Below are 20740 nucleotides of genomic sequence, written 5' to 3' on the forward strand. Positions count from 1 at the left end.
AAAGTAGGGGCCCCAGCCACTGGATCATCGTCAACGCGCCGGAAGCATTCCCTGTTTCCGCGCACCTGGCGGACAGACGTTAACCTCTCGACAGGCCCGGGCACGTTACCCGGGTCCGTCCCCCGATCCTGGAGCCGACCCATGAGCTTTGCCCGCGTCCGAGCGCTGGTAGTCGTCGGTGTGCTCGCCGTGGCCGCAGTGGTCTTCGTCGTCGTCACCCTCTTCCGGGACACGCAGCGCGGCAGCACCAACGGCAGCGACTGCCCGGCCGGGGCACCGCTGGCCGACATCCGGCTCCCGAACGACCCGGCGGTCGTCAAGATCAAGGTGTACAACGGCACCAGCAAGGCCGATCTCGCCGAGCAGGTCACCAACGAGTTCGCGAACCGCCGCTTCGTGGTCGAGAAGCCGGGCAAGAGCAAGACCAAGGTCGACGGCGTGGCCGAGATCCGGTACGGGCCGGACACCGTCGGCAAGGCGCAGCTGCTCCGGGCGTACTTCCTGGCCCAGTCGACGATGGTCTACAACGCCAAGCGCAAGGGCGACGTCATCGACATCATCATCGGCGACAAGTTCCAGGCCCTGGCCACCACGACCGAGGTGAACCAGTCGCTGGGCGCCGAGGGCGAGCCCACCCTGCCGCCGGGCGCCTGCCGCAAGCCGGTCACCGAGACCACCGAGCCCGAGACCGAGTGACACGGTCGTGGCCGGCGCGCTCACGGGCCGCCGGCCGCGTCCAGCTCGACCAGTGCGTCGTGCAGGGCCGGGAAGATCGCCGGCGGGGCGGCCACCAGCATCCGCCCGTCGGCCGGCTCCCCGGAGAGCCCGGCGACGATCAGGCCCGCCTCGGCCGCGATCAGCCCGCCGGCGGCGTGGTCCCACAGGTTCAGCCCCTTCTCGAAGTACGCGTCCAGTGAACCCTCCGCGGCCAGGCAGAGGTCCAGGGACGCCGCGCCGAACCGGCGGATGTCACGCACCCGGGTGATCAATCGGGCCAGCACCGCCCCCTGATGGGCCCGTCGTCGCGCGTCGTAGCCGAACCCGGTACCGACCAGGGTCTGGTCCAGAGTGGTCCGCTGTGAGCCGCTCAGACGCCGTCCGGCCCGCCAGGCGCCGCCGCCCAGGGTCGCCGTCCACTCGTCACCGGTGGCCGCGTTCACCACCACCCCGGCCACCACCTCGCCGTCGCGCTCGGCGGCCAGCGACACCGCGTACTGCGGCAGGCCGTAGAGGTAGTTCACGGTGCCGTCGATCGGGTCGAGGATCCACCGGACCGCGCCGGGTTCCACGCTCAGCGAGTCGCCGTACTCCTCCCCGAGGACGCCGTCGCCGGGTCTCTCCGCCTTCAGCGCCTCCACCACCTGGCGTTCGACCGCCTTGTCCGCCGCCGTGACGACGTCGGTGTCGGTGCTCTTGGTCTGGACGTCGCCGATCGCCTCGTCCCGCATCCTGCGGGCCGTCACGGCCGCCTCCCGGGCGATCCGCAGCGCCACGGACAGCAGCTCGCCGGGTGTCGATACCATCGGAATCTCGCTCACGTATGGGTCCTTTCCGCCGATACCATTCTGGCGTCAGGCGTCTCTGACGAGGTCGTCGGGCCCCGGCGGCGTGCTGTGGGCGGAGGATCTCGGCAAGCGGCGCTACAATTCACCCCTGCCCACCGCTTCACGGACACGCCACCGGTACGGTCCGTGACCCGGGGGCCCCCACAAACCGACTCCGGCGACGCCCGCCCCCGCGTGCTGCGCTGGACCGTGGCCGTGCCCAACCTCATCGCCTCCGGAAGGTCATTCGTGACAGAAGCCCACCAGAACGGTGCCGACGTTCGCTCTCTCACCGAGGCCTTGATCACCCATGCCCAGGGTGCGGGCGGGCAACTCACATCGGCCCAGGTCGCGCATACGCTAGAGTCCGCCGCGGTGAACCCGGCGCAGGCCAAGAAGATCCTGCGCGGGCTGGTGGACGCCGGCATCACCGTCGTGGTCGACGGCTCCGCCAGCACGCGCCGGCCCAAGGTCGCCGCAGCCCGGTCCACCACACCGGCATCCCGGGCGACCACCGCCAAGACCGCGCCGGCCAAGAAGGCGGCGCCCGCACCCAAGCAGGCCGCGCCGGCCCTCGGCGGCGACGCCACGCCGGCCAAGAAGGCCGCACCGGTCCGTAAGGCCACCGCCGCCAAGGCCACCGCGCCGGCGAAGAAGGCCGCGCCGGGGAAGGCCGCACAGCCCGGCGAGGAGGTCCCCGGCGAGGAGATCGATCCCGAGGAGCTCGCCGCCGCGGTCGAGGACGTGGTGATCGAGGAGCCGGCAGCCCTGGTCGTGGCCGCCGCCACCGACGCCGCCAGCTCGGCCACCGACGGCGACTTCGAGTGGGACGACGAGGAGTCCGAGGCTCTCAAGCAGGCCCGCCGTGACGCGGAGCTGACCGCCTCGGCCGACTCGGTCCGTGCCTACCTCAAGCAGATCGGCAAGGTCCCGCTGCTCAACGCGGAGCAGGAGGTCGAGCTCGCCAAGCGGATCGAGGCCGGCCTCTACGCCGCCGAGCGGCTGCGGGCGGCCGACGAGGGCGAGGAGGCGCTCGAGCGCAACTTCGAGCGTGACCTCAAGTGGATCAACCGGGACGGCGAGCGGGCCAAGAACCACCTGCTCGAGGCCAACCTCCGTCTCGTGGTGTCGCTGGCCAAGCGCTACACCGGTCGCGGCATGGCCTTCCTCGACCTGATCCAGGAGGGCAACCTCGGCCTGATCCGCGCGGTCGAGAAGTTCGACTACACCAAGGGTTACAAGTTCTCCACGTACGCCACGTGGTGGATCCGGCAGGCCATCACCCGCGCCATGGCCGACCAGGCCCGCACCATCCGGATACCGGTGCACATGGTCGAGGTCATCAACAAGCTCGGGCGCATCCAGCGCGAGCTGCTCCAGGATCTGGGCCGTGAGCCCACCCCGGAGGAGCTGGCCAAGGAGATGGACATCACGCCGGAGAAGGTGCTGGAGATCCAGCAGTACGCTCGTGAGCCGATCTCGCTGGACCAGACGATCGGCGACGAGGGCGACAGCCAGCTCGGTGACTTCATCGAGGACTCCGAGGCGGTCGTCGCCGTCGACGCGGTCTCCTTCTCGCTCCTGCAGGACCAGCTCCAGCAGGTTCTGCAGACGCTTTCCGAGCGTGAGGCGGGTGTGGTCCGGCTGCGGTTCGGCCTGACCGACGGGCAGCCGCGCACGCTGGACGAGATCGGCCAGGTCTACGGGGTGACCCGGGAGCGGATCCGGCAGATCGAGTCGAAGACCATGTCCAAACTGCGGCACCCGTCGCGGTCCCAGGTCCTGCGCGACTACCTCGACTAGGACCTTTGGTCAACATTCAGTGTCTGAATGGTCACCACCCGTACATCAACGGGTGGTGATCAGACCGTTGTGCAGAAGTGATCGTTGACGTGGCACCCTTGGATCACGGCACACTAGCCGGAACCAACGTGTGATCCCGGTCCCCCCGGGGCATTTTGGGAAGGCTGCAACGGTGCAGGGTGTTGCACGATGTGTGAGCAGTAGCCGAGGAACATGTTCATCGGTGACGAACAGAGGAGGAAGGCGATGACCCCGACTCTCACGCCGTCGGCAGGAAGTCTGGCCGGCCCCGCAGCCGATGAACGGTGCGACCGCTGCAATGCAGCCGGGAAGCTCCGTTTGACCCTGGCGGGTGGCAGTGAACTCGTTTTCTGTGGCCACCACGCCAACCGGTACGCCGAGGACCTGGTGAAGATCGCGGTTCAGTACACGGCTGAGCCCGAATTCACCTGGCGCGGCGCGGACATGATGTCGAACTCCAGCAACTAGCGGCGGTCCCCAACCGATACGTGTGACAAGAACGGGCGTTCCCCCTGCAGGGATCGCCCGTTCTGCGTGTCAGGCCGCGAGAGCCGCCTCGTCCTCGTCACACAGCCGCACACCGTCGCCGCCGGCCCGCTTGACGGCGTACATGGCCTCGTCGGCCCGTTCCAGGGCGGCCTGGAGTCCACCGGCGGACGCCACCGCGACCCCGATGCTCAGGGTGGCCGGGCAGTCCGGGAGCTCCCGGACCGCCTGGACCATGCGCACGGCGACGTCGGCGGCCGCGGCCTCGTCCCGGTCGCTGAGCAGCGCCGCGAACTCGTCGCCACCCAGACGGGCGACCAGGTCGCCCGGGCCCGCCTGCGCGCTCAGGGCGGCGGCGATGGACCGCAGCGCGGTATCGCCGGCCGCGTGGCCGTACGTGTCGTTGATCTGTTTGAACCGGTCCGTGTCGATCAGCAGCACGGCGATCCGCCGCCGGGCCGCGTCCGGGGCCGTCCGGGCGCATTCCAGGGCATGGTCGAAGGCGCGCCGGTTCGCGATGCCGGTCAGGGCGTCCAGGTCGGCCGCCCGGGCCATCTGCTCGTGCTGCAGGCGCAGCGCATCCAGGTCGTGCAGGCTGCGGGCGGCGTGCAGCGTGTTGAGCCGCTGGCGCCAGAGTGCGGCGGCGAGCGAGTCCCCGTAGGCCAGGGTCGCCTGCGCGTCCTCGGAGCCGAGTTGGGCCATCAGCACCGCGCGGGTGCGGTGGGTGCTCGCCACCATCAGCCAGTCGGCGTCGGCCGGCAGGTCACGGACGGCGTCCGCCATCACCCGCAGGGCCTCCTCCGGGCGCCCTGAGCGGCTCAGCGCGACCGCGTAGAACGGCTTGCTGATGGTCATCGCGTCGGGCATGAAACCGCGGGTCTCCAGCCGCTCGATGTAGGCCTCGATGTCGGTCGCGGCGCCCGCCGGGTCGTCCCGGTCCGCCCGTGAGCAGGCGGCGAAGAGAAGCGCGTTCTCCCTCCAGGCACCCGCGTCGTCGCCGGAGACCTCGGCGGCGGCCCACAGGGCGTACCGTTCGGCCTCGGCGGTGTGGGATTCGGCCTCGTCGACCTGAGAGATCTGGTACAGCTCCAGGGCCCAGTGCAGGTGCAGCTCGGCCAGGTTGAGCAGCCACATGGCCTGGTTGCCGTTCTGCCGGTCGTCGGCCCGGCTCATCTCGTGGGCCAGCAGGAACTGCGGGGCCGCCAGCTCGTAGAGCCGCAGCTCCCAGTAGCCGATCGCCACGGCCACCAGTGAGTTGACCGCGGCGATCGGCTCTCGCTCCTCGGCGGCCAGCGACTCGGCGGTCACCAGGTCCCGGAGCACCCGTTCCACGTCGTTGTCCGCCTGACCGAGCCGGGATCGCTGCCAGGCACGGCTGGCCAGGGCGCAGGCACGCCACCCGGCGCTGCCCTCCCGCTCGGCGGCCGGCAGCATCAGGTCCGCGGCCTCGACGGCGGCCGCCGGCTCGGCCTGCGCGATGAACGAGACAACCCGGACGAAATGCATGCAGGCCGGGCCGTCGGCGAGGTCGCCGGAGACCGACCGCAGCACCGACTCCGCGCGGTCCCGGGCAGCGACGGCCTCACCGATCTGCGCGTGCTCCAGCAGGCTTGCCGCCTCGAGTGTGATCTCCCGCATCCGCTCCCCTTTCCGGCGCCCTATCGGCGCCGGGGAGCCGGATCGGAGCGAACCGGGTGGCCTCAGAAGGACTGGATCGTGGCGATCCGTTCCTCGAGCTGCTCGATCGTGGCCTGCGCACTGGGCGGGCCGCCGCAGAGCCGGCGCAACTCGGCGTGGATCTTGCCGTGCGGCAGGTTGGTCCGGTGGTGGTGGGCCGCGACCAGGGTGTTCAGCTGGCGGCGCAGGCTGTTGCGCCGCTCCCCCGCGCTCATCGGCACGACCGGCTCCAGGCGGGCGGGCTCCTCCGGCGGTGCCTCCTCCGCCTGCCGCCGTTTCTGGGCCGCGATCTGGTCGGCCTGGCGCTTGTTCAGCAGGGTGGTCACCTGATCGGGGGTGAGCAGGCCGGGCAGGCCCAGATAGTCGGCCTCCTCGGCGGTCCCGGTCCGGGCGCCGGTGCCGAACGACGTGCCCTCGTAGATGACCTGGTCCAGCTCGGCCGTGGCGGACAGCGCCTCGAACATCTTGTCCAGGTCGCCCAGCGCGTCCTCGGTCTTCTGCGCACGTTCCAGGACGTCGTCGTCGAGCCCGTCCTTCTCCTTCGGCGCGCCGATCACGTGGTTGCGCTGCGCCTCCATCTCGCTGGCCAGCCCGAGCAGGTGCGGGACGCTGGGCAGGAACACGGTGGCGGTCTCGCCCGGCACCCGGGACCGGACGAACCGGCCGATCGCCTGCGCGAAGTAGAGCGGGGTGGAGGCGCTGGTGGCGTAGACGCCGACGGCCAAGCGGGGGATGTCGACGCCCTCGGACACCATCCGGACCGCGACCATCCAGCGCTTCTCCGAGGCGGCGAACTCGGCGATCCGGCCGGAGGCGCCCTCGTCGTCGGAGAGCACCACGGTGGCCGGCTCACCGGTCAGGTCGTGCAGGAGCTTCGCGTACGCCCGGGCGGACTGCTGGTCACTCGCGATGACCAGGCCGCCCGCGTCGGGCATGCCGTGCTCACGGATCTTGGTGAGCCGTGCGTCGGCAGCCCGCATCACCTGCGGCATCCACTCGCCCCGATGGTCCAGGGCGGTCCGCCAGGCCTGCGCGATCAGGTCCTTGGTCATCGGCTCGCCGAGGCGGGCGGCGAGTTCGTCACCGGCGTTGGTCCGCCAGCGGGTCTCACCCGAGTACGCCATGAACAGCACCGGCCGCACGACCTGGTCGCGGAGAGCGTCGGCGTAGCCGTACACCGAATCGGCCTTGGATCGTTGAATGCCGTCCTGACCACGCTCGTAGGAGACGAACGGGATCGGGTTCTCGTCGGAGCGGAACGGTGTCCCGGTGAGCAGCAGGCGCCGCTCGGCCGGCTCGAAGGCGTCCTTGACCCCGTCGCCCCAGGTGCGCGAGTCACCGGCGTGGTGGATCTCGTCGAGGATGACGAACGTGCGGCGCGACAGGGTGCGCCGCTTGTGCACGGCCGGCGCCATGCCGACCTGGGCGTAGGTGAGCACCGCCCCGTGGAAGTCACGTGAGGAGTGCACGTCCGAGTTGCGGAACTTCGGGTCGAGCTGAATGCCGACCCGGGCCGCCGCGAGCGACCACTGCGTCTTCAGGTGCTCGGTCGGGCAGACCACGGTGACCGCGTCGCAGGTGCCGTCGGCGAGCAGCTCGGCGGCGATCCGGAGCGCGAACGTGGTCTTGCCGGCACCGGGCGTCGCCACGGCCATGAAGTCCTCGGAACGGCGACGAAGGTACGTCACCATCGCCTTACGCTGCCAGTCCCGCAGCGGCGGAAAGATCTCCAGGTTCGGCACAGGCGGGCTCAAGCTGCGGTGATCCCTTCTCCCAAGGAAAAACCCCCGCGGTGAAGGGTCGCGGAGGCGGGGTCCAGCATAGCCATGCAATGTTGCCGGGCGGGTTCACGGCACCGCCACCGGAGCCGACCAGCGACGGTACAGCGCGATCAGCCGGACAGCGGTCATCACGACCGCCGCGGTCGCGAACGGGATCACGCCGGTCTGGCCGAGCCCGTGCAGCACGGTCACCAGCACGGCGCCGCCGAGGGCGACCACCGCGTAGATGTCTTTTTGCAGCACCACCGGGATCTCACGGGTGAGCAGGTCGCGGGTCACGCCTCCGCCGATCGCTGTGAGCATCCCCACCAGGCAGGCACCGACCGGCGGCACACCGGCTTCGAGCGCCTTCAGCGTGCCGGTCACGGTGAACAGCCCGAGACCGGCGGCGTCCAGCACCAGCACGGTACGCCGCACCCGGTGCAATGCCGGGTGCAGCCAGAACGCCGCGATCGAGGCGACCACCGCGGTCACCGCGTAACGCCAGTCGGCGAACGCCAGCGGGGGCGGGGCGCCGATCACCAGGTCACGCAGGATGCCACCGCCGAGCGCGGCCGCGAAGCCGACGAACGCGACACCGAACAGGTCGAGTCGTTTCGCGACGCCGGCCGAGGCGCCGGAGGCGGCGAACACCGCCACACCGATCAGATCCGCGACGAGCAGCGGATATCCGCCCGTCACGCCCCGATCAGGCCTTCATGGCTTCGTAGATCTCCTTGCACTGCGGGCAGACCGGCGATCCGGGCTTCGGCGTCTTGGTCACCGGGAACGTCTCTCCGCAGAGAGCCACCACGAAGTTGCCCATGACGGCGCTCTCGGCGATCTTCTCCTTGCGGACGTAGTGGAACATCTCAGGACCGGTGTCGGCGTCCTTGGTCTCCGGACGCTCCAGGATCTGGGTGCTCACGGTTATCTGCCCTTCTGAAGTAAGCCAAGCTCCAGCCGACAAGTCTGACACCTCACGCCGGGCCGGTCCAACGACAACGCGAGTGGTGAGAGCCGTACGGTTTACCCGTGACTGACTTCGCGATTCGATACGGCGAGCACGTGACCCGTGCCCGGCGGGACGGCCGGCCGGTGGTGGCCCTGGAGAGCACGATCATCTCGCACGGCCTGCCGCACCCCGACAACATCCGGGTGGCGGGTGAGATCGAGCAGGCCGTCCGGGACAACGGGGCGGTGCCGGCGACCATCGGCATGATCGACGGTGAGGTGATCGTCGGCCTGGAGGACGCCCAGGTGGCGCGCCTGGCGTCGGCCGATGCGGTGGCCAAGCTCTCGGTGCGTGACCTGGCGATCGCCGCGGCCCGGCGCGCCGACGGGGCGACCACGGTCGCGGCCACCAGCGCGATCGCCGCGGCGGCCGGCATCGGCGTGTTCGCCACCGGCGGGCTGGGCGGGGTGCACCGGGAGGCGAACGTCACGTATGACGAGTCCGCCGACCTGACCGCGCTGGCCCGTACCCCGATCGTCGTGGTCTGTGCCGGAGTCAAGTCGATCCTGGACGTCGGGGCCACCCTGGAGCGCCTGGAGACCCTCGGCGTGCCGGTGGCCGGCTACCGGACCCGCCGTTTCCCCGGCTTCTTCATCACCGACGGCGGTTTCGACCTGGACTGGCAGCTCGACTCGCCGGAGCAGGTGGCCGACTTCATCAAGGCCCGCGCCGACCAGGGAGTCACCGAAAGCGCGCTGGTGCTGGCCAACCCGCTGCCGGCCGACGAGCAGCTGGAGCCGGGCCTGCACGACCGGACCCTGGCGACCGGGCTGAACCTGCTGGCCGAGCAGAACATCACCGGCAAGGCGGTCACCCCGTTCCTGCTGGGCCACTTCCACTCCAGCACCGAGGGCCGGAGCCTGGCGGTCAACATCCGGATCATCCTGCGCAACGCGGCTCTGGCCGCCAAGATCGCCGTGGCCGCGACCGACGGCTCGCCGGCTCCGGTCGGCTTCGCCGTCCCGGCATGAGGACCTGCGCATGATCTACGTCGCCGGTGATCTGGTCACCGACGTCCTGGTCGAGCACGACGGAGACATCCGGATCGGGTCGGACACGGACGCGGCGATCCGGGTCGCCGGTGGCGGCCAGGGCGCGAACACGGCGGCCTGGCTGGCCTCGACCGGGCACGAGGTGACGCTGATCGCGGCGGTCGGCGACGACCAGGCCGGCCGCGACCGGGTGGCCGAGCTCACCGCGGCCGGGGTGCACTGCGCGGTGCAGGTCCTGCCGGGTGCCACCACGGGCAGCGTGGTGGTGCTCACCGGCCCGGGCGAACGCACCATGATCACCGACCGGGGCGCCTCGCTGCGGCTCGATCCGGGCCACGTCACGGCCACCCTCGCCGCCGCCGCGGCCACCGGGCACCTGCACCTGTCCGCCTACCCGCTGCTGCACGCCGGTTCCCGTCCGGCGGGCCTGGCGGCCCTCACCGCCGCCGCACGGCGGGGGCTCAGCGTGAGCGTCGACGCGGCGTCCGCGGCCCCGTTGCGCACCGTCGGGGCCGGGATCTTCCTGGATTGGGTACGCGACACCGACCTGCTCCTGTGCAACGCCGACGAGGCCGACGTGCTGGCCGGCCCGGGCAGTGCGGCCGAGCAGGCGGTGCGGCTGGCGGCGCACGTGCGCAACGCCGTGGTGAAGCAGGGCCCGGCCGGTGCGGTGTGGGCCGGCCCGGACGGTGTGTGGCCGCTCGCCGTGGAGCCCGTGCCGGTGACCGATCCCACCGGTGCCGGGGACGCCTTCGCGGCCGGACTGCTGCGGGCCTGGTGCTCGGGCGCCACCCCGGAGGAGGCGTTACGGGCCGGTGCCGCTCTGGGCGCGAAGGCGGTCTCCCGCGTCGGCGCACGGCCCGCCCCGCACTGATCCGGTAGCGGTGGAGGCCTCTTGCGTGATCGCCGGGGCGCCCGGACCGTACCCCCGGAGGCTTTTGATCGTGGGTCTTCGTCAGTCGGTGCGGCGGCGCGCCTCGTCGACCACCTCGGAGTCGATGGTGATGTAGTCGGGCTCCTCGACCGGCGGGGTGAGGGCACGCCGCACGTCCTCGCGGGCCGCCGCGTCGGCCGCCCGCTCCTCCTTGGTCTTGGGTGGCCGATCGTTCGCGATCAGCACCGCCATCCAGGGCAGCAGGACCATGCCGAGGGCGCAGAGGACGAGCCACACGGGCAGGAGCGGAACCTGGGCACTGATCAGAACGCCACCGAGGATCAGGCACAGGGCCCGAACGCTCATCATCGAGACATAGCGGATCTGGCGGCTGCGGAGTTGATCGTCCTGGCTGCGTGCGGCGTCGGTGATCAGCACCGGGCGCTCCGGATGTTTCTTCACGCGGGGTCTCCGATCGACCTCGCCATCCTCCCACCGGCCGGGCCGTTCCGCCCAGCCGGGCCGCGACTCAGGCCTCCTTAGCCGCCTTCGCCTCCGCCTTGACCTGCTTCTTGTAGGCCCGCACCTGTGCCAGCGACGCGGCGTCGACGATGTCGGCCACCGACTTGTGGGAGCCCTCCTCGCCGTAGCCGCCGGCCGCCTCGCGCCAGCCGTCCGGCCGCACGTCGTAGAGCTTGCCGAGCAGCGCGACGAAGATCTGCGCCTTCTGCCGGCCGAAGCCGGGCAGCGCGAAGATCCGCCGGTAGAGCTCGGCGCCGTCGGCCACACCACGCCAGAGGCCGGCGGCGTCCCCCTCGTACTCATCGGCGATCACCCGGCACACCTCCTGCACCCGGGCGGCCATCGCCTTCGGGAAACGGTGCAGGGCGGGCGGCTCGGAGAAGATCGCGACCAGCGCCTCCGGGTCGAAGTCGGCCAGCTCGGCGGCGGTGGGCTCGTGCCCGAGCCGCTGCGCCAGCACCCACGGCGAGGTGAACGCCTTCTCCAGAGTGATCTGCTGGTCGAGCACGATCCCGAGGGTCACCGCGAGCGGGTCGCGGTTGAGCAGATCGTTGGCTTCGGGCGGCACCGGCAGGGAGAACGTCACGGTTCCATGATGTCAGGTTCGGCCCGGGCCTCGATCCGGCGGACCACCTCGTCCGCGAGATCACGCATCAGATCCAGCTCCGCCGGGTCGAACTCCCGCGGGCGCACGTCCAGCGCGCACAGCCCGCCGAGGACGGCCCCGGATCCGGAGATCAACGGCGCTCCGATGTACGACCGCACCCCCTCGATCGTGACCAGCGGGTTGTCCCGGAACTCCGGGTCGGTGGTGAGATCGCTGACGGATCGGGTGGTTCGGGAGCGCAGCATCGGGAGACAGAACGCCCACTCGATCGGTGTCCCGCCGACCTCGCCGACCCACTCCGGGATCGGCCCGCGGCCGGCGAGGAAGACCTGCGCACCGTCGAGCAGGCTGTCGACGATCGCGAACGGCATGCCCAGCCGGTCGGTGACGGATTCCACGATCTCGTCCAGGTAGGGGCGCGCCACCTGGACGTCCATGCCGAGGCGGGCCACATCGAGCAGGCGCCCCCGGTCGCGCAGCTCGGGATATCTCTCCAGGATCACGCCTGGACCGTCCTCGCCAGAGCTTCGTAGGTGATGATCCGGACCTTGAGCGATCGGCCGGCGACCCGGCTCAGCTCACCGACCTCCATCACGTGCTCGGCCACCTTGCGCAGGTCGGCCGACGTGCTGACCGGCCGCCGCAGGCCGAGCGCCTGCACCGACAGACTCCACAGGCCCTCGGCCATCTGCGGCCCGATGAGGTCGGCCAGAGCCTTCACGGCGTCCTGCTCGGTCGGCCGGTCGTGGCCGTAGTTCTCGGCTCTGGCCATGGCGCTACCTCTCGCTGGGCTGGTCATCACGGGTCAGAACAGTTCGATGAGGGGTTCGGCGTCGTCGTGCGAGGCACCGCCGGTCTGCGACGCGTGGGTGGTCCGCTGCCGGGACATCACATGCTTGGCCCGCAGGTCCTCCACGCTGATCACCCGTGCCATCAGCTCCTCCTCGGTGAGGTCGCCGCGGGCGTAGGCGACGACGTCCTCGGTCTGCTGCCGGATGTCGCCGACCGCGCCCGCGACGTGCTCCAGCATCTGCCGGCTGATGTCCTGGAACTGCACGTGCCCGACCGCACCGGTGGTCTCCGAGGTGAGCGCGGACGAGCTGCGCTGCACCTGTTCCGCGGCGTTGACGGTGTCCTTGAGGATGCCCGAGACCATCTCCGACATCTCCCGCTGGGCGCTGGCGATGCCGCCGAGCCGGCGGGTCATCGCGGTCTCCTCGCTGGACGGCGGCAGCTCCTGTTCCCGGTCGAACTGGCTGTCGTCGGAGAGCACGGCGTCCAGCTTGGCGGTCAGGTCACCGATGTTCGTGCCGATGCCGTGCGCGGCCTCGGCCGACCGGTGGGCGAGCTTGCGGACCTCGTCGGCGACGACCGAGAACCCCTCACCGGCCTCGCCGGCCCGGACCGCCTCGATCATCGCGTTCAGCGCGAGGATGTTGGTGGCCCGGCTGACCTGCTCGATCTGCTTGACGTGCTGGTCGAGCTCGCGCATCTGGTCGACCAGCGCCCGGATCTGGTGGTCCCGGTGCAGGAAGTACGAGATCAGGCGGCCCACCAGCTGGTCGTTGCCGGCACTCACCTGGCTCAGCTCGCTCTCGGTCCGGCTGAGGGTGCCGGCGAGCTGCGCCACGTCGCCGGCCATCACCTCCGCCAGCGAGTCGACCTTCACGAGTTGCTGGATGATCGCGTGCGCGGCCTCGCCGGTCTGCTCGATGACGTCACGCACGTGCCCGTCGACCACGTCGCAGTACGCCGGGACCGGGTCCAGGGCGCCGGCCACCACATCGGGGCGCAGGTCGGACTCCTCGGGCTCGGCCGTGGTCATCGAGAGCTTGCGGAGAACACTAGGCATGCGATACCTCCGTTTCGCCGGTCAGTCGCTCAGGCTCCGGGCAGAACCTGCTTGATCACACCGAGGAGCTGGTCCGGGCCGACCGGCTTGACCAGCCAGCCGGTGGCCCCGGCGGCCTTCGCCTCGGCCCGCTTCGTCTGCTCCGACTCGGTGGTCAGCATGAGGATCGGGGTGAAGCGCATGCCCGGGGCCTTGCGGGCCTCGCGGGCGAAGGTGATCCCGTCCATCTGCGGCATGTTCACGTCGCTGATGATCAGGTTCGGCTTGACGCCCTTGCCGAGCTTGTCGAGCGCCTCCTTGCCGTGCCCGGCGGTCTCGACCGCGTATCCCGCCTTCGTCAGGATGGACTTCAGGCTCATGAGCATGGTGGCGGAGTCGTCGACGAGCATCACAGTGGTCATGGAGGATCGCTTCCCTGCTTGTTGGCCGGGCCACTGCTCCCGGTGAGCAGCGGCAGCACCTGCGTCGCCAGGAAGGCGTCATTCGGTGCTGAAGAAATCTTCGGCTTGAAAAGAAGCAGCGCCTGGAGTGCGCCGGTGTGCAGATGGTTGCAACGGCGCAGGGACACCTTCGGCCGCCGGGCGGTCCGCAGCCAGCCGGTCAGCTGCTCCACCTCGTCGACGGTCACGACACCGACCAGGTTGGCGGTCTCCTCATGCAACTCGAGCGGCAAGACCGAGCACCTCCTTCATGTTGAGCACCAGCAGCACCAGCCCGTCACCGAGCAGGGCGGTGCCGGAGAACTCGTCGGCGTACGCCAGCAGGCCCTCCATCGGCTTGAGGATCACGTCGACCTCGCGGTGGAACTGTTCGACCAGCAGGCCGATCCGCTGGCTGTTCACGCTCACCACGAGGATCCGCCGGTCCTCGCCGGGCGTGGGGGCCCACGGCATGTCGAGGGCCCGGGCGAGGTCGATCACCGGGACCACCTCGCCGCGCATCATCACCACGTCCTGGTGCAGCACCCGGCCCATCTCCCCGGCCGGTACCCGCACCGTCTCGACCACGAGGTCGACCGGGATACCGAACCGCTGCCCGGCCACACTCACCACCATCACCTGGGTGACCGCCATGGACAGCGGCAGCCGCAGACGAGTGAACGTGCCCTGGCCCAGCTTGGACCGCATGGTGACGGAGCCGCCGAGTTTCTCGACACTGGCCCGGACCGCGTCCATGCCGACACCACGGCCGGACAGGTCCGAGACCTGGTCCGCGGTCGAGAAGCCGGCCCGGAACACCAGGTTGACCGCGTCGCTCTCGCTCAGCGTCTCCAGCTCCTCCTCCGAGATCAGGCCCTTCTCGTACGCCTTGCGCTTGACCCGTTCCGGATCGACTCCCCGCCCGTCGTCGGACACCTCGACGATCACCGCGTCCCCGTCGGCGACCGCCGCGAGGGTGAGCCTGGCGGCCGGCGGCTTGCCCGCGGCGATCCGCTCGTCGGACGGCTCGATGCCGTGGTCGAGGCTGTTGCGCACCAGGTGGACCAGCGGGTCGCCGAGCGCCTCGATGACGTCCTTGTCGGCCATCGTGTCCTCGCCCTCGGTGACCAGCTCGATGGTCTTGCCGAGCCGTCGGCTGAGGTCGCGGACCAGGCGGGGGAACCGGCCGAACGCCACCGACAGCGGCAGCATCCGGACGTCCATCACCGCCGCCTGAAGTTCCTCGGCGATCCGGTGCATCCCGGCGTACTGGTCCTTGATCCGGCGGCTGAGCACCCGGCTGCCGAACTCCTCCTCGGCGGCGTCGGCCAGGAAGGTGAGGCCGTTCTTGGCCACGTTGAGTTCGCCGACCAGTTCCATCAGCCGGTCCACCTTCTCCTGGTCGACCTTGAGGACGCGGGTGCCGACCTGACCGCCCGGGTCGTCGGCACGGCCGGGCGCGTCGGCCACGGCCGCCGCCGGGACCGGCGCCGCCACCGCGGTCGACAGGTCCTCCGCGACTCCCGCCGGGGCCGGGGCGGCCGCCCCGAGCAGCCGGTCGATCTCCGCGAGCAGTGTCGCCCGGTCGGCTCCGGTCAGATTCACCGGTACGCCCAGCGCCCGGGCCGCCGAGGCGACCGCGTGCACCACCGACCGCAGCCGGGTGTCGCCGGCCACGACGTCGTCCACGGCGAGCGAGGACTGCGCGGCGTGCAGCAGAGCACGGGCGTCGGCGGCGAGATCGGAGTCGATCATCGGCATGACGGCGGCGGTGACGGCCGCCTCCACCTGCAACGGTGGTTCGCCGCTCAGGTGCCGGGTGATCGCGTCGGAGTCGAGTTCGACGATCTGGACCTGATCGGGCACGTACCGGAAGAGGTATTCCAGCTCGCCGAGCGAGGCGCGGGTGGCCAGGATGAACGAGAGCAGGCAGACGTACTCGTCGTAGTCGTCGGGGCCGGGCCACACCCGGGGCTGCACCACCCCGAGCCGTTCCAGGGCCGGCACCTGGCGGACCAGGTGCAACGGGTCCTCGGCGCGGAAGAAGCAGTCCGAGTCGGGAAAGTACCGGACGAAACGCATCGTCGACGACGTGGTGGCCAGCCATCCCGCGGTCTCGGTCAGCCACTCGGCGTCGAGCCAGGCCAGCCACTCCGGCGCCACGTCGATCGTGGCGGTCGAGGTGGCCGTCGTCGCGACGGCGGTGACCGCCTCACCGCCCAGCGGGGCACGCAGTCGGGTGATGAGGCCGGCGGCGTCGGTGCCCGCGCTCGCCGGGAGACGCTCGTGCGTGGTGACGTGTGCCAGCCACCCGCGAATGAGGTCGAAGGCGGCCAGGAGGTCGTCGGTCATGCCGGAGTCGAGGGCCAGCCGGCCGGAGCGGACCTGGTCCAGGAGGTCCTCGGCGGCGTGCGTGAGCCGGGTCAGTTCCGGGAAGTCGAAGAGCCCGGACGAGCCCTTGAAGGTGTGCGCGGCACGGAACACCTCGTTGACCAGTTCCGGGTCGCCGGGTACCCGCTCCAACTGGAGCAGCCCCTCGTCCACCTGGGCGAGCAGGTCGTTGGCCTCGGCGAGGAACTGGGCGAGCAGCGGATTCATGCGGCCACGTCCTTCTCGGCGGCCCAGCTCCGGTCGGCCGTCAGCATGGTCGCCACCCGCACCAGCCGGTCCCCGGCGACCGGTTTGACGAGGTAGAGGTTGGCACCGGCCCGGTACGCGCGGTCCGCGTCCCCCGGCCGGTCCTCGGTGCTGATCATCACGATCGGCGCGGCGGTGCCGACGGTCTCGGAGCGCAGTGCCTCGACGCAGGCGTAGCCGTTCATCTTCGGCATGTTGACGTCGACGACGTACAGATCGAACGGGGTGCCGAGAGCCGCCTCGACCGCTTCCAGGCCGTTCGCCGCCTCGCTCACCTCGAATCCGGCTTCGCCGAGGAGGCTGTTGTGGTACATCCGCACCGTGGCGGCGTCGTCGACGACGAGCACCCGGGCTCTGGTCGGGGTATCCGAGGTCATCACTTGGCTCCGGTCGGTCGCTGGTAGACGAGGCCCTCCGGCAGGCGGGTCGGCGTGAAGATCGGCGAGATCCGGCTCATCGACTCGGAGTGGCCGAGGAACAGGTAGCCGCCGGGGCGCATGGCGCCGTACAGGTTCTCCGCGGCACGGCGGCTGGACAGCTCGTCGAAGTAGATGAGCACGTTGCGGCAGAACACGATGTCGAAGTCGCGGAACGACCGCATCGCCGCCGTGTCGCAGATGTTCACCTTGTGCAGCGTCACTGCGCTGCGGATGCCCTCGTCGACCTGGTAGCGCCCGGCCCCGACGGCGGCGAAGTACTTGTTCATCCAGGCTTTCGGCACCCGCTGCACGGATCGCTCGCCGTAACTGGCGTGGGCCGCCTTGGCCAGCACCTCGCTGTCGATGTCGGCGCCGTGGATCTCCACGTCCACGTGGTCGATCTGGTCCCACTCCTCGAGCAGGCGCAACGCGATCGAGTACGGTTCCTCACCGGTCGAGCAGGGCAGCGACAGGATCTTCACCGGCCCGACGATCCGGCCGACGCCGCCACGGGCCGCCAGCACGTTCGGCAGCACGGTGCTGAGCATGGCGTCGAACTGGTAGTCCTCGCGCAGGAAGTACGTTTCGTTCACGGTGAGCTGGTTGATCAGCTCCTGGAGCATCGGGCCCTGGTCGGACGTTCGCAGCGCCGCGAACCAGGCCGCGAACGTGTCGTACGGCGAGTTGCGGATGCAGGTGTCGATCCGCTTGTCGACGAAGTACCGCTTCCCCGCCGCGAAGTGGATGCCGGTGCGCTTGTAGAAATACTCGGCGAAGCGGATGAAGTCCCCATCGGAGAGCCCGGTGGCGGCGGTACTCGCCATCACGGCGTCCCGGTCAGCCGGGGCAGCGCGGCGTTCACCGTGAAGCGCAGGAACGGATCGTCCGGGAAACGTTCCCGGGCGTCCAGCAGCAGCTGGACGTCGTCGGTGGTGGCCGACGGCAGCAGCGCGTCGATCGCCCCGGTCACCACGTTCGGATGCGGGTCCTGGCAGATCATCCGCACCAGCCAGGTGTGCGCCTCCGGATGCTGGAGGTCGGCCAGAATCATCGCGGTCATCACCCGGACGTCATGGTCGGGCGCGGCGAGCAGACTCGGCAGCACCGCCGGGAACGACCGCGGCATGGTGGCCAGGGCCGCCGCGACGGCTGTCCGCAGACCCGCCTCGTCACTCGCCAGATGGACGGCGAGACCACCCGCGACGTCCTCGGTGTCGTACGCCGCCAGGGTGGTGAGCATCGACTCCAGCACGCGCGGATCCTCTTCGACTCCCACCCGGGCGAGCATCGCCGGCACCGCCTCGGGGGCACCGACCAGGCCCAGTGCCGACTCACGCCGACGGTCCGGGTCCGGGTCGTCCAGCCGGCTCAGCAGGATCTCCGCCGAGGGCCCCTCGGGCAGCGCCTCCTCGGGCTCCTGCGGGGCCTGCTTGCGGACGAGTCCCATCGTGCTCACCTCTTCCTCGACGACTCTTCTGGACGCTCAGCGGACCCAGTCGGCCAGTTTCGCGGCGATCTCGTAGGAGGGCAGCACCACCGAGGCACCACCCCGGCGGGCCAGCTCGCCCGGCATGCCCCAGACCACGGCCGTCTCCTCCGCCTCCGCGATGGTCCGGCCGCCACCCTCCTTGACCGCGGCCATCTCGGTGGCGCCGTCGTCTCCCATCCCGGTCAGCAGTGCGCACACCATGCGCCGGGGATCGATGTAGCGGCGGGCCGAGGCCACCAGCCGGTCCACACTCGGGTGCCAGCGATAGTCCGCGGCGGCCGGCACGCTCTTGACGATCAGCGCACTGGTCCGCCGGGCCACCACGACATCGGCGTTGCCGCGGCCGATGTAGATGTTCCCGCGCTCCAGGTTCATGATCCGGTCCACCTCGTGCACCCGCAGGGCGCAGGTCTCGTCCAGCCGCCGTGCCAGCGGCGCGGTGAACGACGCGGGGATGTGCTGCGCCACCACCAACGGCGCACCGAAGGTGGCCGGCAGTTCGGACAACAGCTCGGTCAGCAGCCCCGGTCCGCCGGTCGACGATCCGATCAGGACCAGGTCCACCGCACCGACCGCACCGATGTCCCGGCCGGGCGCCGCCGCGGCCCGCGCCGTCTGGGCCCGGATCCGGGCGCCTACCCGGCCGGCACCGCGCAGACGGGCTCCGGCGGCACTGCGGACCTTGCTGACCAGCTCGACCGCGACCTCGTCGATGTTGAGCGACACCGTGCCGCCCGGCTTCGGCACGTAGTCGACCGCGCCGAGCTCCAGCGCCTCCAGGGTGACCAGAGCGTTGTGCTCGGTCAGCGAGGAGACCATCACCACCGGTACGGGGCTCTCCTCCATGATCTTCGCGAGGCAGGTGAGCCCGTCCATCTCGGGCATGTTGATGTCGAGCGTCACCACGTCGGGCCGGACACGACCGAGCTGGTCGAGGGCGTCCACCCCGTTGCGGGCCGTGTGCACCTCGAAGTCGCCGGCCGCGGTCAGGATGGCTTTCAGCGCCCGGCGCATCAGCGCCGAGTCGTCGACTACCAGGACGGAGGTGGGGGGCACCGCAGACTCCGATCAGACGGCGGCGAGCGCTTCGTCGACGAGCGCCTCGCAGAGCTCCGCGGCCTGCCCGGCCTGCTCCGCCGCCAGCAACTGATCCACCTGGACGAGCAGGAGCATCCGCTGCTGCTCCGGCAGGTTCGCCACCCGGGAGACCACCCTGGCCTGCTCCGCGGAGAGCTCCGGCGCCGGTTCCAGCACGTTGCGGCCGACCCTGGCCACCTCGGCCACCGAGTCGACGATGAAGCCGGTGCGTACCCCGCCGATGATCAGGACGACGATCCGCTGCCGCTCGTCCCGCTCGGAGCGGGCCAGCCCCAGCCGCGTCCGGAGATCCACCACCGGCAGCACCGTCCCGCGCAGGTTGACCAGGCCCTCGACGAAGTCGAACGACTTCGGCACCCGGATCAGCGCCTCCGGCACCCGGATGATCTCCTGCACCGTGTCTACGTCGACGGCGTACTCCTCGTCGTCGAGGCGGAACACCACGAACAGTTCCTCGTCACCGCGCCCGTCGTCGGCGCTGCCCTGGTCGTCGGCCATCTCCGGTTCGTCCTCCTGCCGATACTCGGCGATCTCGTTGCGTACTTCCGGCGAGTCGAACATCCGGTTCACGCTGAGCACCGACACCAGCCGCTTGCCGTCCTCGAGCCGGCACACCGACTCCACCTCGGTGGCACGCCCGTCGCCGGCGACCACGCTGGGCAACGGGGCGACGAGCTGGTGCGGCACCCGCAGCACCTCGCGCACGGTGTCCATCACGACACCCACCACACCGCCGTCGATCGACACCACGACGATCCGGTTCTGCGGTTGCAGCGGAGTGACCGGCAGTCCGAAGACGTGACGCATGCTCACCACCGGCAGCAGCCGGCCGCGCAGGTCGATCACGCCTAGCACCCGGCTGCCGGCGTTCGGCACGTGGCTCACCGACTCCGGCGCCTGGACGATCTCCTGCACCTGGTCGATCGGGAGGGCGTATTCCTGACCCTCGACCGCGAAGCTGACCAGCTCCAGCGTGTCGTCGAGCTCGATGTCGGCATCCTGCTCGGCGGAGATCTTCGCCCCGGTCGCGGTGTCGCGCCCGGTCCGCTTCTCGGAGAGGCGGGAGAACTGACTGCCGATCAGGCTGTCGACGTCGAGCACGGTGGTCATCTCGCCGCCACCGGACTTGATCACGCCGACCAGCACGTCGGACCGGACCGTGGCCTGCACCGAGTCGGCCGGCTCCACCTGCTGCGGGTCGATGCTGATCACGCTCGACACCCGGTCCACCACGAAGCCGAGCGGCACGCCCCCGTCCACCACGATCACCCGGGTGGTCTCGTCGTGCCCGGTCTGATCCATCGCACAGCAGCGCCGCAGACTGACCACGGGCAGCACCCGGCCCCGCAGGTTCGCCAGACCCTCCAGCGACGGGGGCCCGAGCGGCACCTTCACCACCGCGGGCATCCGGATGATCTCCTGCACCCGGCGCATCGGGAAGGCGTACCGCTCCCCCGCCATGTCGAAGGTGACGTAGTCGCTGTTCTCGTCGAACTCGTCGGCGAGATCCTCGTCGGCGTCCATC

23 protein-coding genes are annotated in these 20740 nt (G+C 70.6%); 5 read left to right on the forward strand and 18 right to left on the reverse strand.

Annotation, left to right across the window (positions count from 1 at the left end; genetic code table 11):
* Positions 1 to 141: 141 nt before the first annotated feature.
* Positions 142 to 696 (forward strand): LytR C-terminal domain-containing protein, encoded by a 555-nt coding sequence (locus BC793_RS07135; protein WP_109590520.1) that lies wholly within the window; start codon positions 142 to 144, stop codon positions 694 to 696.
* Positions 697 to 716: 20 nt separating this feature from the next.
* Here the strand turns inward: BC793_RS07135 and BC793_RS07140 are convergent, their stop codons facing one another.
* Positions 717 to 1523 (reverse strand): inositol monophosphatase family protein, encoded by an 807-nt coding sequence (locus BC793_RS07140; protein ID WP_109591434.1) that lies wholly within the window; start codon positions 1521 to 1523, stop codon positions 717 to 719.
* Between the two features lie 270 nt (positions 1524 to 1793).
* On the opposite strand from BC793_RS07140, the gene BC793_RS07145 reads away from it, so the two are divergent.
* Together BC793_RS07145 and BC793_RS07150 are read left to right on the forward strand one after the other, a co-directional pair.
* Entirely contained in the window at positions 1794 to 3347 is a 1554-nt protein-coding gene (locus tag BC793_RS07145) for an RNA polymerase sigma factor (protein WP_109591436.1), read from the forward strand.
* 246 nt (positions 3348 to 3593) lie between these two features.
* A complete protein-coding gene (locus BC793_RS07150) occupies positions 3594 to 3836 on the forward strand; it encodes a DUF7455 domain-containing protein (protein ID WP_109591438.1) in 243 nt (80 codons plus the stop codon).
* 69 nt (positions 3837 to 3905) lie between these two features.
* On the opposite strand, the gene BC793_RS07155 is transcribed toward BC793_RS07150, so the two are convergent.
* From BC793_RS07155 to BC793_RS07170, 4 genes are all read right to left on the reverse strand, one after another.
* Entirely contained in the window at positions 3906 to 5492 is a 1587-nt protein-coding gene (locus tag BC793_RS07155; RefSeq protein WP_109590522.1) for a GGDEF domain-containing protein, read from the reverse strand.
* A gap of 62 nt (positions 5493 to 5554) precedes the next feature.
* Positions 5555 to 7285 carry a DEAD/DEAH box helicase gene (locus BC793_RS07160; protein WP_109590524.1) on the reverse strand — a complete coding sequence of 577 codons (1731 nt, stop codon included), beginning with the start codon at positions 7283 to 7285 and terminating at the stop codon, positions 5555 to 5557.
* A 93-nt stretch (positions 7286 to 7378) separates the two neighbouring features.
* The gene (locus BC793_RS07165) at positions 7379 to 7993 is read right to left on the reverse strand and encodes a trimeric intracellular cation channel family protein (protein WP_109590526.1); all 615 of its coding nucleotides are present in this window, start codon (positions 7991 to 7993) and stop codon (positions 7379 to 7381) included.
* A gap of 7 nt (positions 7994 to 8000) precedes the next feature.
* Positions 8001 to 8225 carry a DUF3039 domain-containing protein gene (locus BC793_RS07170; RefSeq protein ID WP_203896030.1) on the reverse strand — a complete coding sequence of 75 codons (225 nt, stop codon included), beginning with the start codon at positions 8223 to 8225 and terminating at the stop codon, positions 8001 to 8003.
* Positions 8226 to 8326: 101 nt separating this feature from the next.
* On the opposite strand from BC793_RS07170, the gene BC793_RS07175 reads away from it, so the two are divergent.
* Positions 8327 to 9277 carry a pseudouridine-5'-phosphate glycosidase gene (locus BC793_RS07175; RefSeq protein WP_109590530.1) on the forward strand — a complete coding sequence of 317 codons (951 nt, stop codon included), beginning with the start codon at positions 8327 to 8329 and terminating at the stop codon, positions 9275 to 9277.
* A gap of 10 nt (positions 9278 to 9287) precedes the next feature.
* Positions 9288 to 10172, forward strand: coding sequence for a carbohydrate kinase family protein (locus tag BC793_RS07180; protein ID WP_109590532.1), 885 nt, complete (start codon positions 9288 to 9290; stop codon positions 10170 to 10172).
* An 81-nt stretch (positions 10173 to 10253) separates the two neighbouring features.
* On the opposite strand, the gene BC793_RS07185 is transcribed toward BC793_RS07180, so the two are convergent.
* The 13 genes from BC793_RS07185 to BC793_RS07245 all read right to left on the reverse strand — a co-directional run bounded on the left by BC793_RS07185 (position 10254) and on the right by BC793_RS07245 (position 20739).
* Positions 10254 to 10634, reverse strand: a complete 381-nt coding sequence (locus tag BC793_RS07185) for a DUF3099 domain-containing protein (RefSeq protein ID WP_109590534.1) — start codon at positions 10632 to 10634, stop codon at positions 10254 to 10256.
* 67 nt (positions 10635 to 10701) lie between these two features.
* On the reverse strand, positions 10702 to 11280 hold the full coding sequence (locus tag BC793_RS07190; protein WP_109590536.1) for an HhH-GPD-type base excision DNA repair protein: 579 nt from the start codon (positions 11278 to 11280) through the stop codon (positions 10702 to 10704).
* On the reverse strand, positions 11277 to 11804 hold the full coding sequence (locus BC793_RS07195) for a GAF domain-containing protein (protein WP_109590538.1): 528 nt from the start codon (positions 11802 to 11804) through the stop codon (positions 11277 to 11279). Before BC793_RS07195 ends, BC793_RS07190 begins: the two co-directional genes overlap by 4 nt.
* Positions 11801 to 12073 (reverse strand): hypothetical protein, encoded by a 273-nt coding sequence (locus tag BC793_RS07200; protein ID WP_109590540.1) that lies wholly within the window; start codon positions 12071 to 12073, stop codon positions 11801 to 11803. The genes BC793_RS07195 and BC793_RS07200 overlap by 4 nt, the downstream gene beginning before the upstream one ends.
* A 33-nt stretch (positions 12074 to 12106) precedes the next feature.
* Complete coding sequence (locus tag BC793_RS07205; RefSeq protein ID WP_109590542.1) at positions 12107 to 13153, reverse strand: methyl-accepting chemotaxis protein; 1047 nt, start codon at positions 13151 to 13153, stop codon at positions 12107 to 12109.
* 29 nt (positions 13154 to 13182) lie between these two features.
* On the reverse strand, positions 13183 to 13554 hold the full coding sequence (locus BC793_RS07210; protein ID WP_093619822.1) for a response regulator: 372 nt from the start codon (positions 13552 to 13554) through the stop codon (positions 13183 to 13185).
* The gene (locus tag BC793_RS07215; RefSeq protein ID WP_239169687.1) at positions 13551 to 13826 is read right to left on the reverse strand and encodes a hypothetical protein; all 276 of its coding nucleotides are present in this window, start codon (positions 13824 to 13826) and stop codon (positions 13551 to 13553) included. Before BC793_RS07215 ends, BC793_RS07210 begins: the two co-directional genes overlap by 4 nt.
* Complete coding sequence (locus BC793_RS07220; RefSeq protein ID WP_109590544.1) at positions 13807 to 16170, reverse strand: chemotaxis protein CheA; 2364 nt, start codon at positions 16168 to 16170, stop codon at positions 13807 to 13809. Before BC793_RS07220 ends, BC793_RS07215 begins: the two co-directional genes overlap by 20 nt.
* Positions 16167 to 16586, reverse strand: coding sequence for a response regulator (locus tag BC793_RS07225; RefSeq protein ID WP_109590546.1), 420 nt, complete (start codon positions 16584 to 16586; stop codon positions 16167 to 16169). The genes BC793_RS07220 and BC793_RS07225 overlap by 4 nt, the downstream gene beginning before the upstream one ends.
* The gene (locus BC793_RS07230; RefSeq protein WP_109590548.1) at positions 16586 to 17452 is read right to left on the reverse strand and encodes a CheR family methyltransferase; all 867 of its coding nucleotides are present in this window, start codon (positions 17450 to 17452) and stop codon (positions 16586 to 16588) included. The genes BC793_RS07225 and BC793_RS07230 overlap by 1 nt, the downstream gene beginning before the upstream one ends.
* Positions 17452 to 18075: a HEAT repeat domain-containing protein gene (locus BC793_RS07235; protein WP_109590550.1), complete on the reverse strand. Its 624-nt coding sequence runs from the start codon at positions 18073 to 18075 to the stop codon at positions 17452 to 17454. The genes BC793_RS07230 and BC793_RS07235 overlap by 1 nt, the downstream gene beginning before the upstream one ends.
* A gap of 36 nt (positions 18076 to 18111) precedes the next feature.
* Positions 18112 to 19173 (reverse strand): chemotaxis-specific protein-glutamate methyltransferase CheB, encoded by a 1062-nt coding sequence (gene cheB, locus BC793_RS07240; RefSeq protein WP_109590552.1) that lies wholly within the window; start codon positions 19171 to 19173, stop codon positions 18112 to 18114.
* Positions 19174 to 19185: 12 nt separating this feature from the next.
* Positions 19186 to 20739: a chemotaxis protein CheW gene (locus BC793_RS07245; RefSeq protein WP_109590553.1), complete on the reverse strand. Its 1554-nt coding sequence runs from the start codon at positions 20737 to 20739 to the stop codon at positions 19186 to 19188.
* Position 20740 lies beyond the last annotated feature (1 nt).

The sequence above is a fragment of the Actinoplanes xinjiangensis genome, assembly GCF_003148685.1.
In the GTDB taxonomy this organism is placed as follows: domain Bacteria; phylum Actinomycetota; class Actinomycetes; order Mycobacteriales; family Micromonosporaceae; genus Actinoplanes; species Actinoplanes xinjiangensis.

Excerpts from the sequence above, each read along its gene's own strand:
- BC793_RS07135 (WP_109590520.1), top strand. The coding sequence starts at position 142 with ATGAGCTTTGCCCGCGTCCGAGCGCTGGTAGTCGTCGGTGTGCTCGCC.
- BC793_RS07140 (WP_109591434.1), bottom strand. The coding sequence starts at position 1,523 with ATGGTATCGACACCCGGCGAGCTGCTGTCCGTGGCGCTGCGGATCGCC.
- BC793_RS07150 (WP_109591438.1), top strand. The coding sequence starts at position 3,594 with ATGACCCCGACTCTCACGCCGTCGGCAGGAAGTCTGGCCGGCCCCGCA.
- BC793_RS07155 (WP_109590522.1), bottom strand. The coding sequence starts at position 5,492 with ATGCGGGAGATCACACTCGAGGCGGCAAGCCTGCTGGAGCACGCGCAG.
- BC793_RS07180 (WP_109590532.1), top strand. The coding sequence starts at position 9,288 with ATGATCTACGTCGCCGGTGATCTGGTCACCGACGTCCTGGTCGAGCAC.
- BC793_RS07200 (WP_109590540.1), bottom strand. The coding sequence starts at position 12,073 with ATGGCCAGAGCCGAGAACTACGGCCACGACCGGCCGACCGAGCAGGAC.
- BC793_RS07205 (WP_109590542.1), bottom strand. The coding sequence starts at position 13,153 with ATGCCTAGTGTTCTCCGCAAGCTCTCGATGACCACGGCCGAGCCCGAG.
- BC793_RS07210 (WP_093619822.1), bottom strand. The coding sequence starts at position 13,554 with ATGACCACTGTGATGCTCGTCGACGACTCCGCCACCATGCTCATGAGC.
- BC793_RS07220 (WP_109590544.1), bottom strand. The coding sequence starts at position 16,170 with ATGAATCCGCTGCTCGCCCAGTTCCTCGCCGAGGCCAACGACCTGCTC.
- BC793_RS07225 (WP_109590546.1), bottom strand. The coding sequence starts at position 16,586 with ATGACCTCGGATACCCCGACCAGAGCCCGGGTGCTCGTCGTCGACGAC.
- BC793_RS07230 (WP_109590548.1), bottom strand. The coding sequence starts at position 17,452 with ATGGCGAGTACCGCCGCCACCGGGCTCTCCGATGGGGACTTCATCCGC.
- BC793_RS07235 (WP_109590550.1), bottom strand. The coding sequence starts at position 18,075 with ATGGGACTCGTCCGCAAGCAGGCCCCGCAGGAGCCCGAGGAGGCGCTG.
- BC793_RS07245 (WP_109590553.1), bottom strand. The coding sequence starts at position 20,739 with ATGGACGCCGACGAGGATCTCGCCGACGAGTTCGACGAGAACAGCGAC.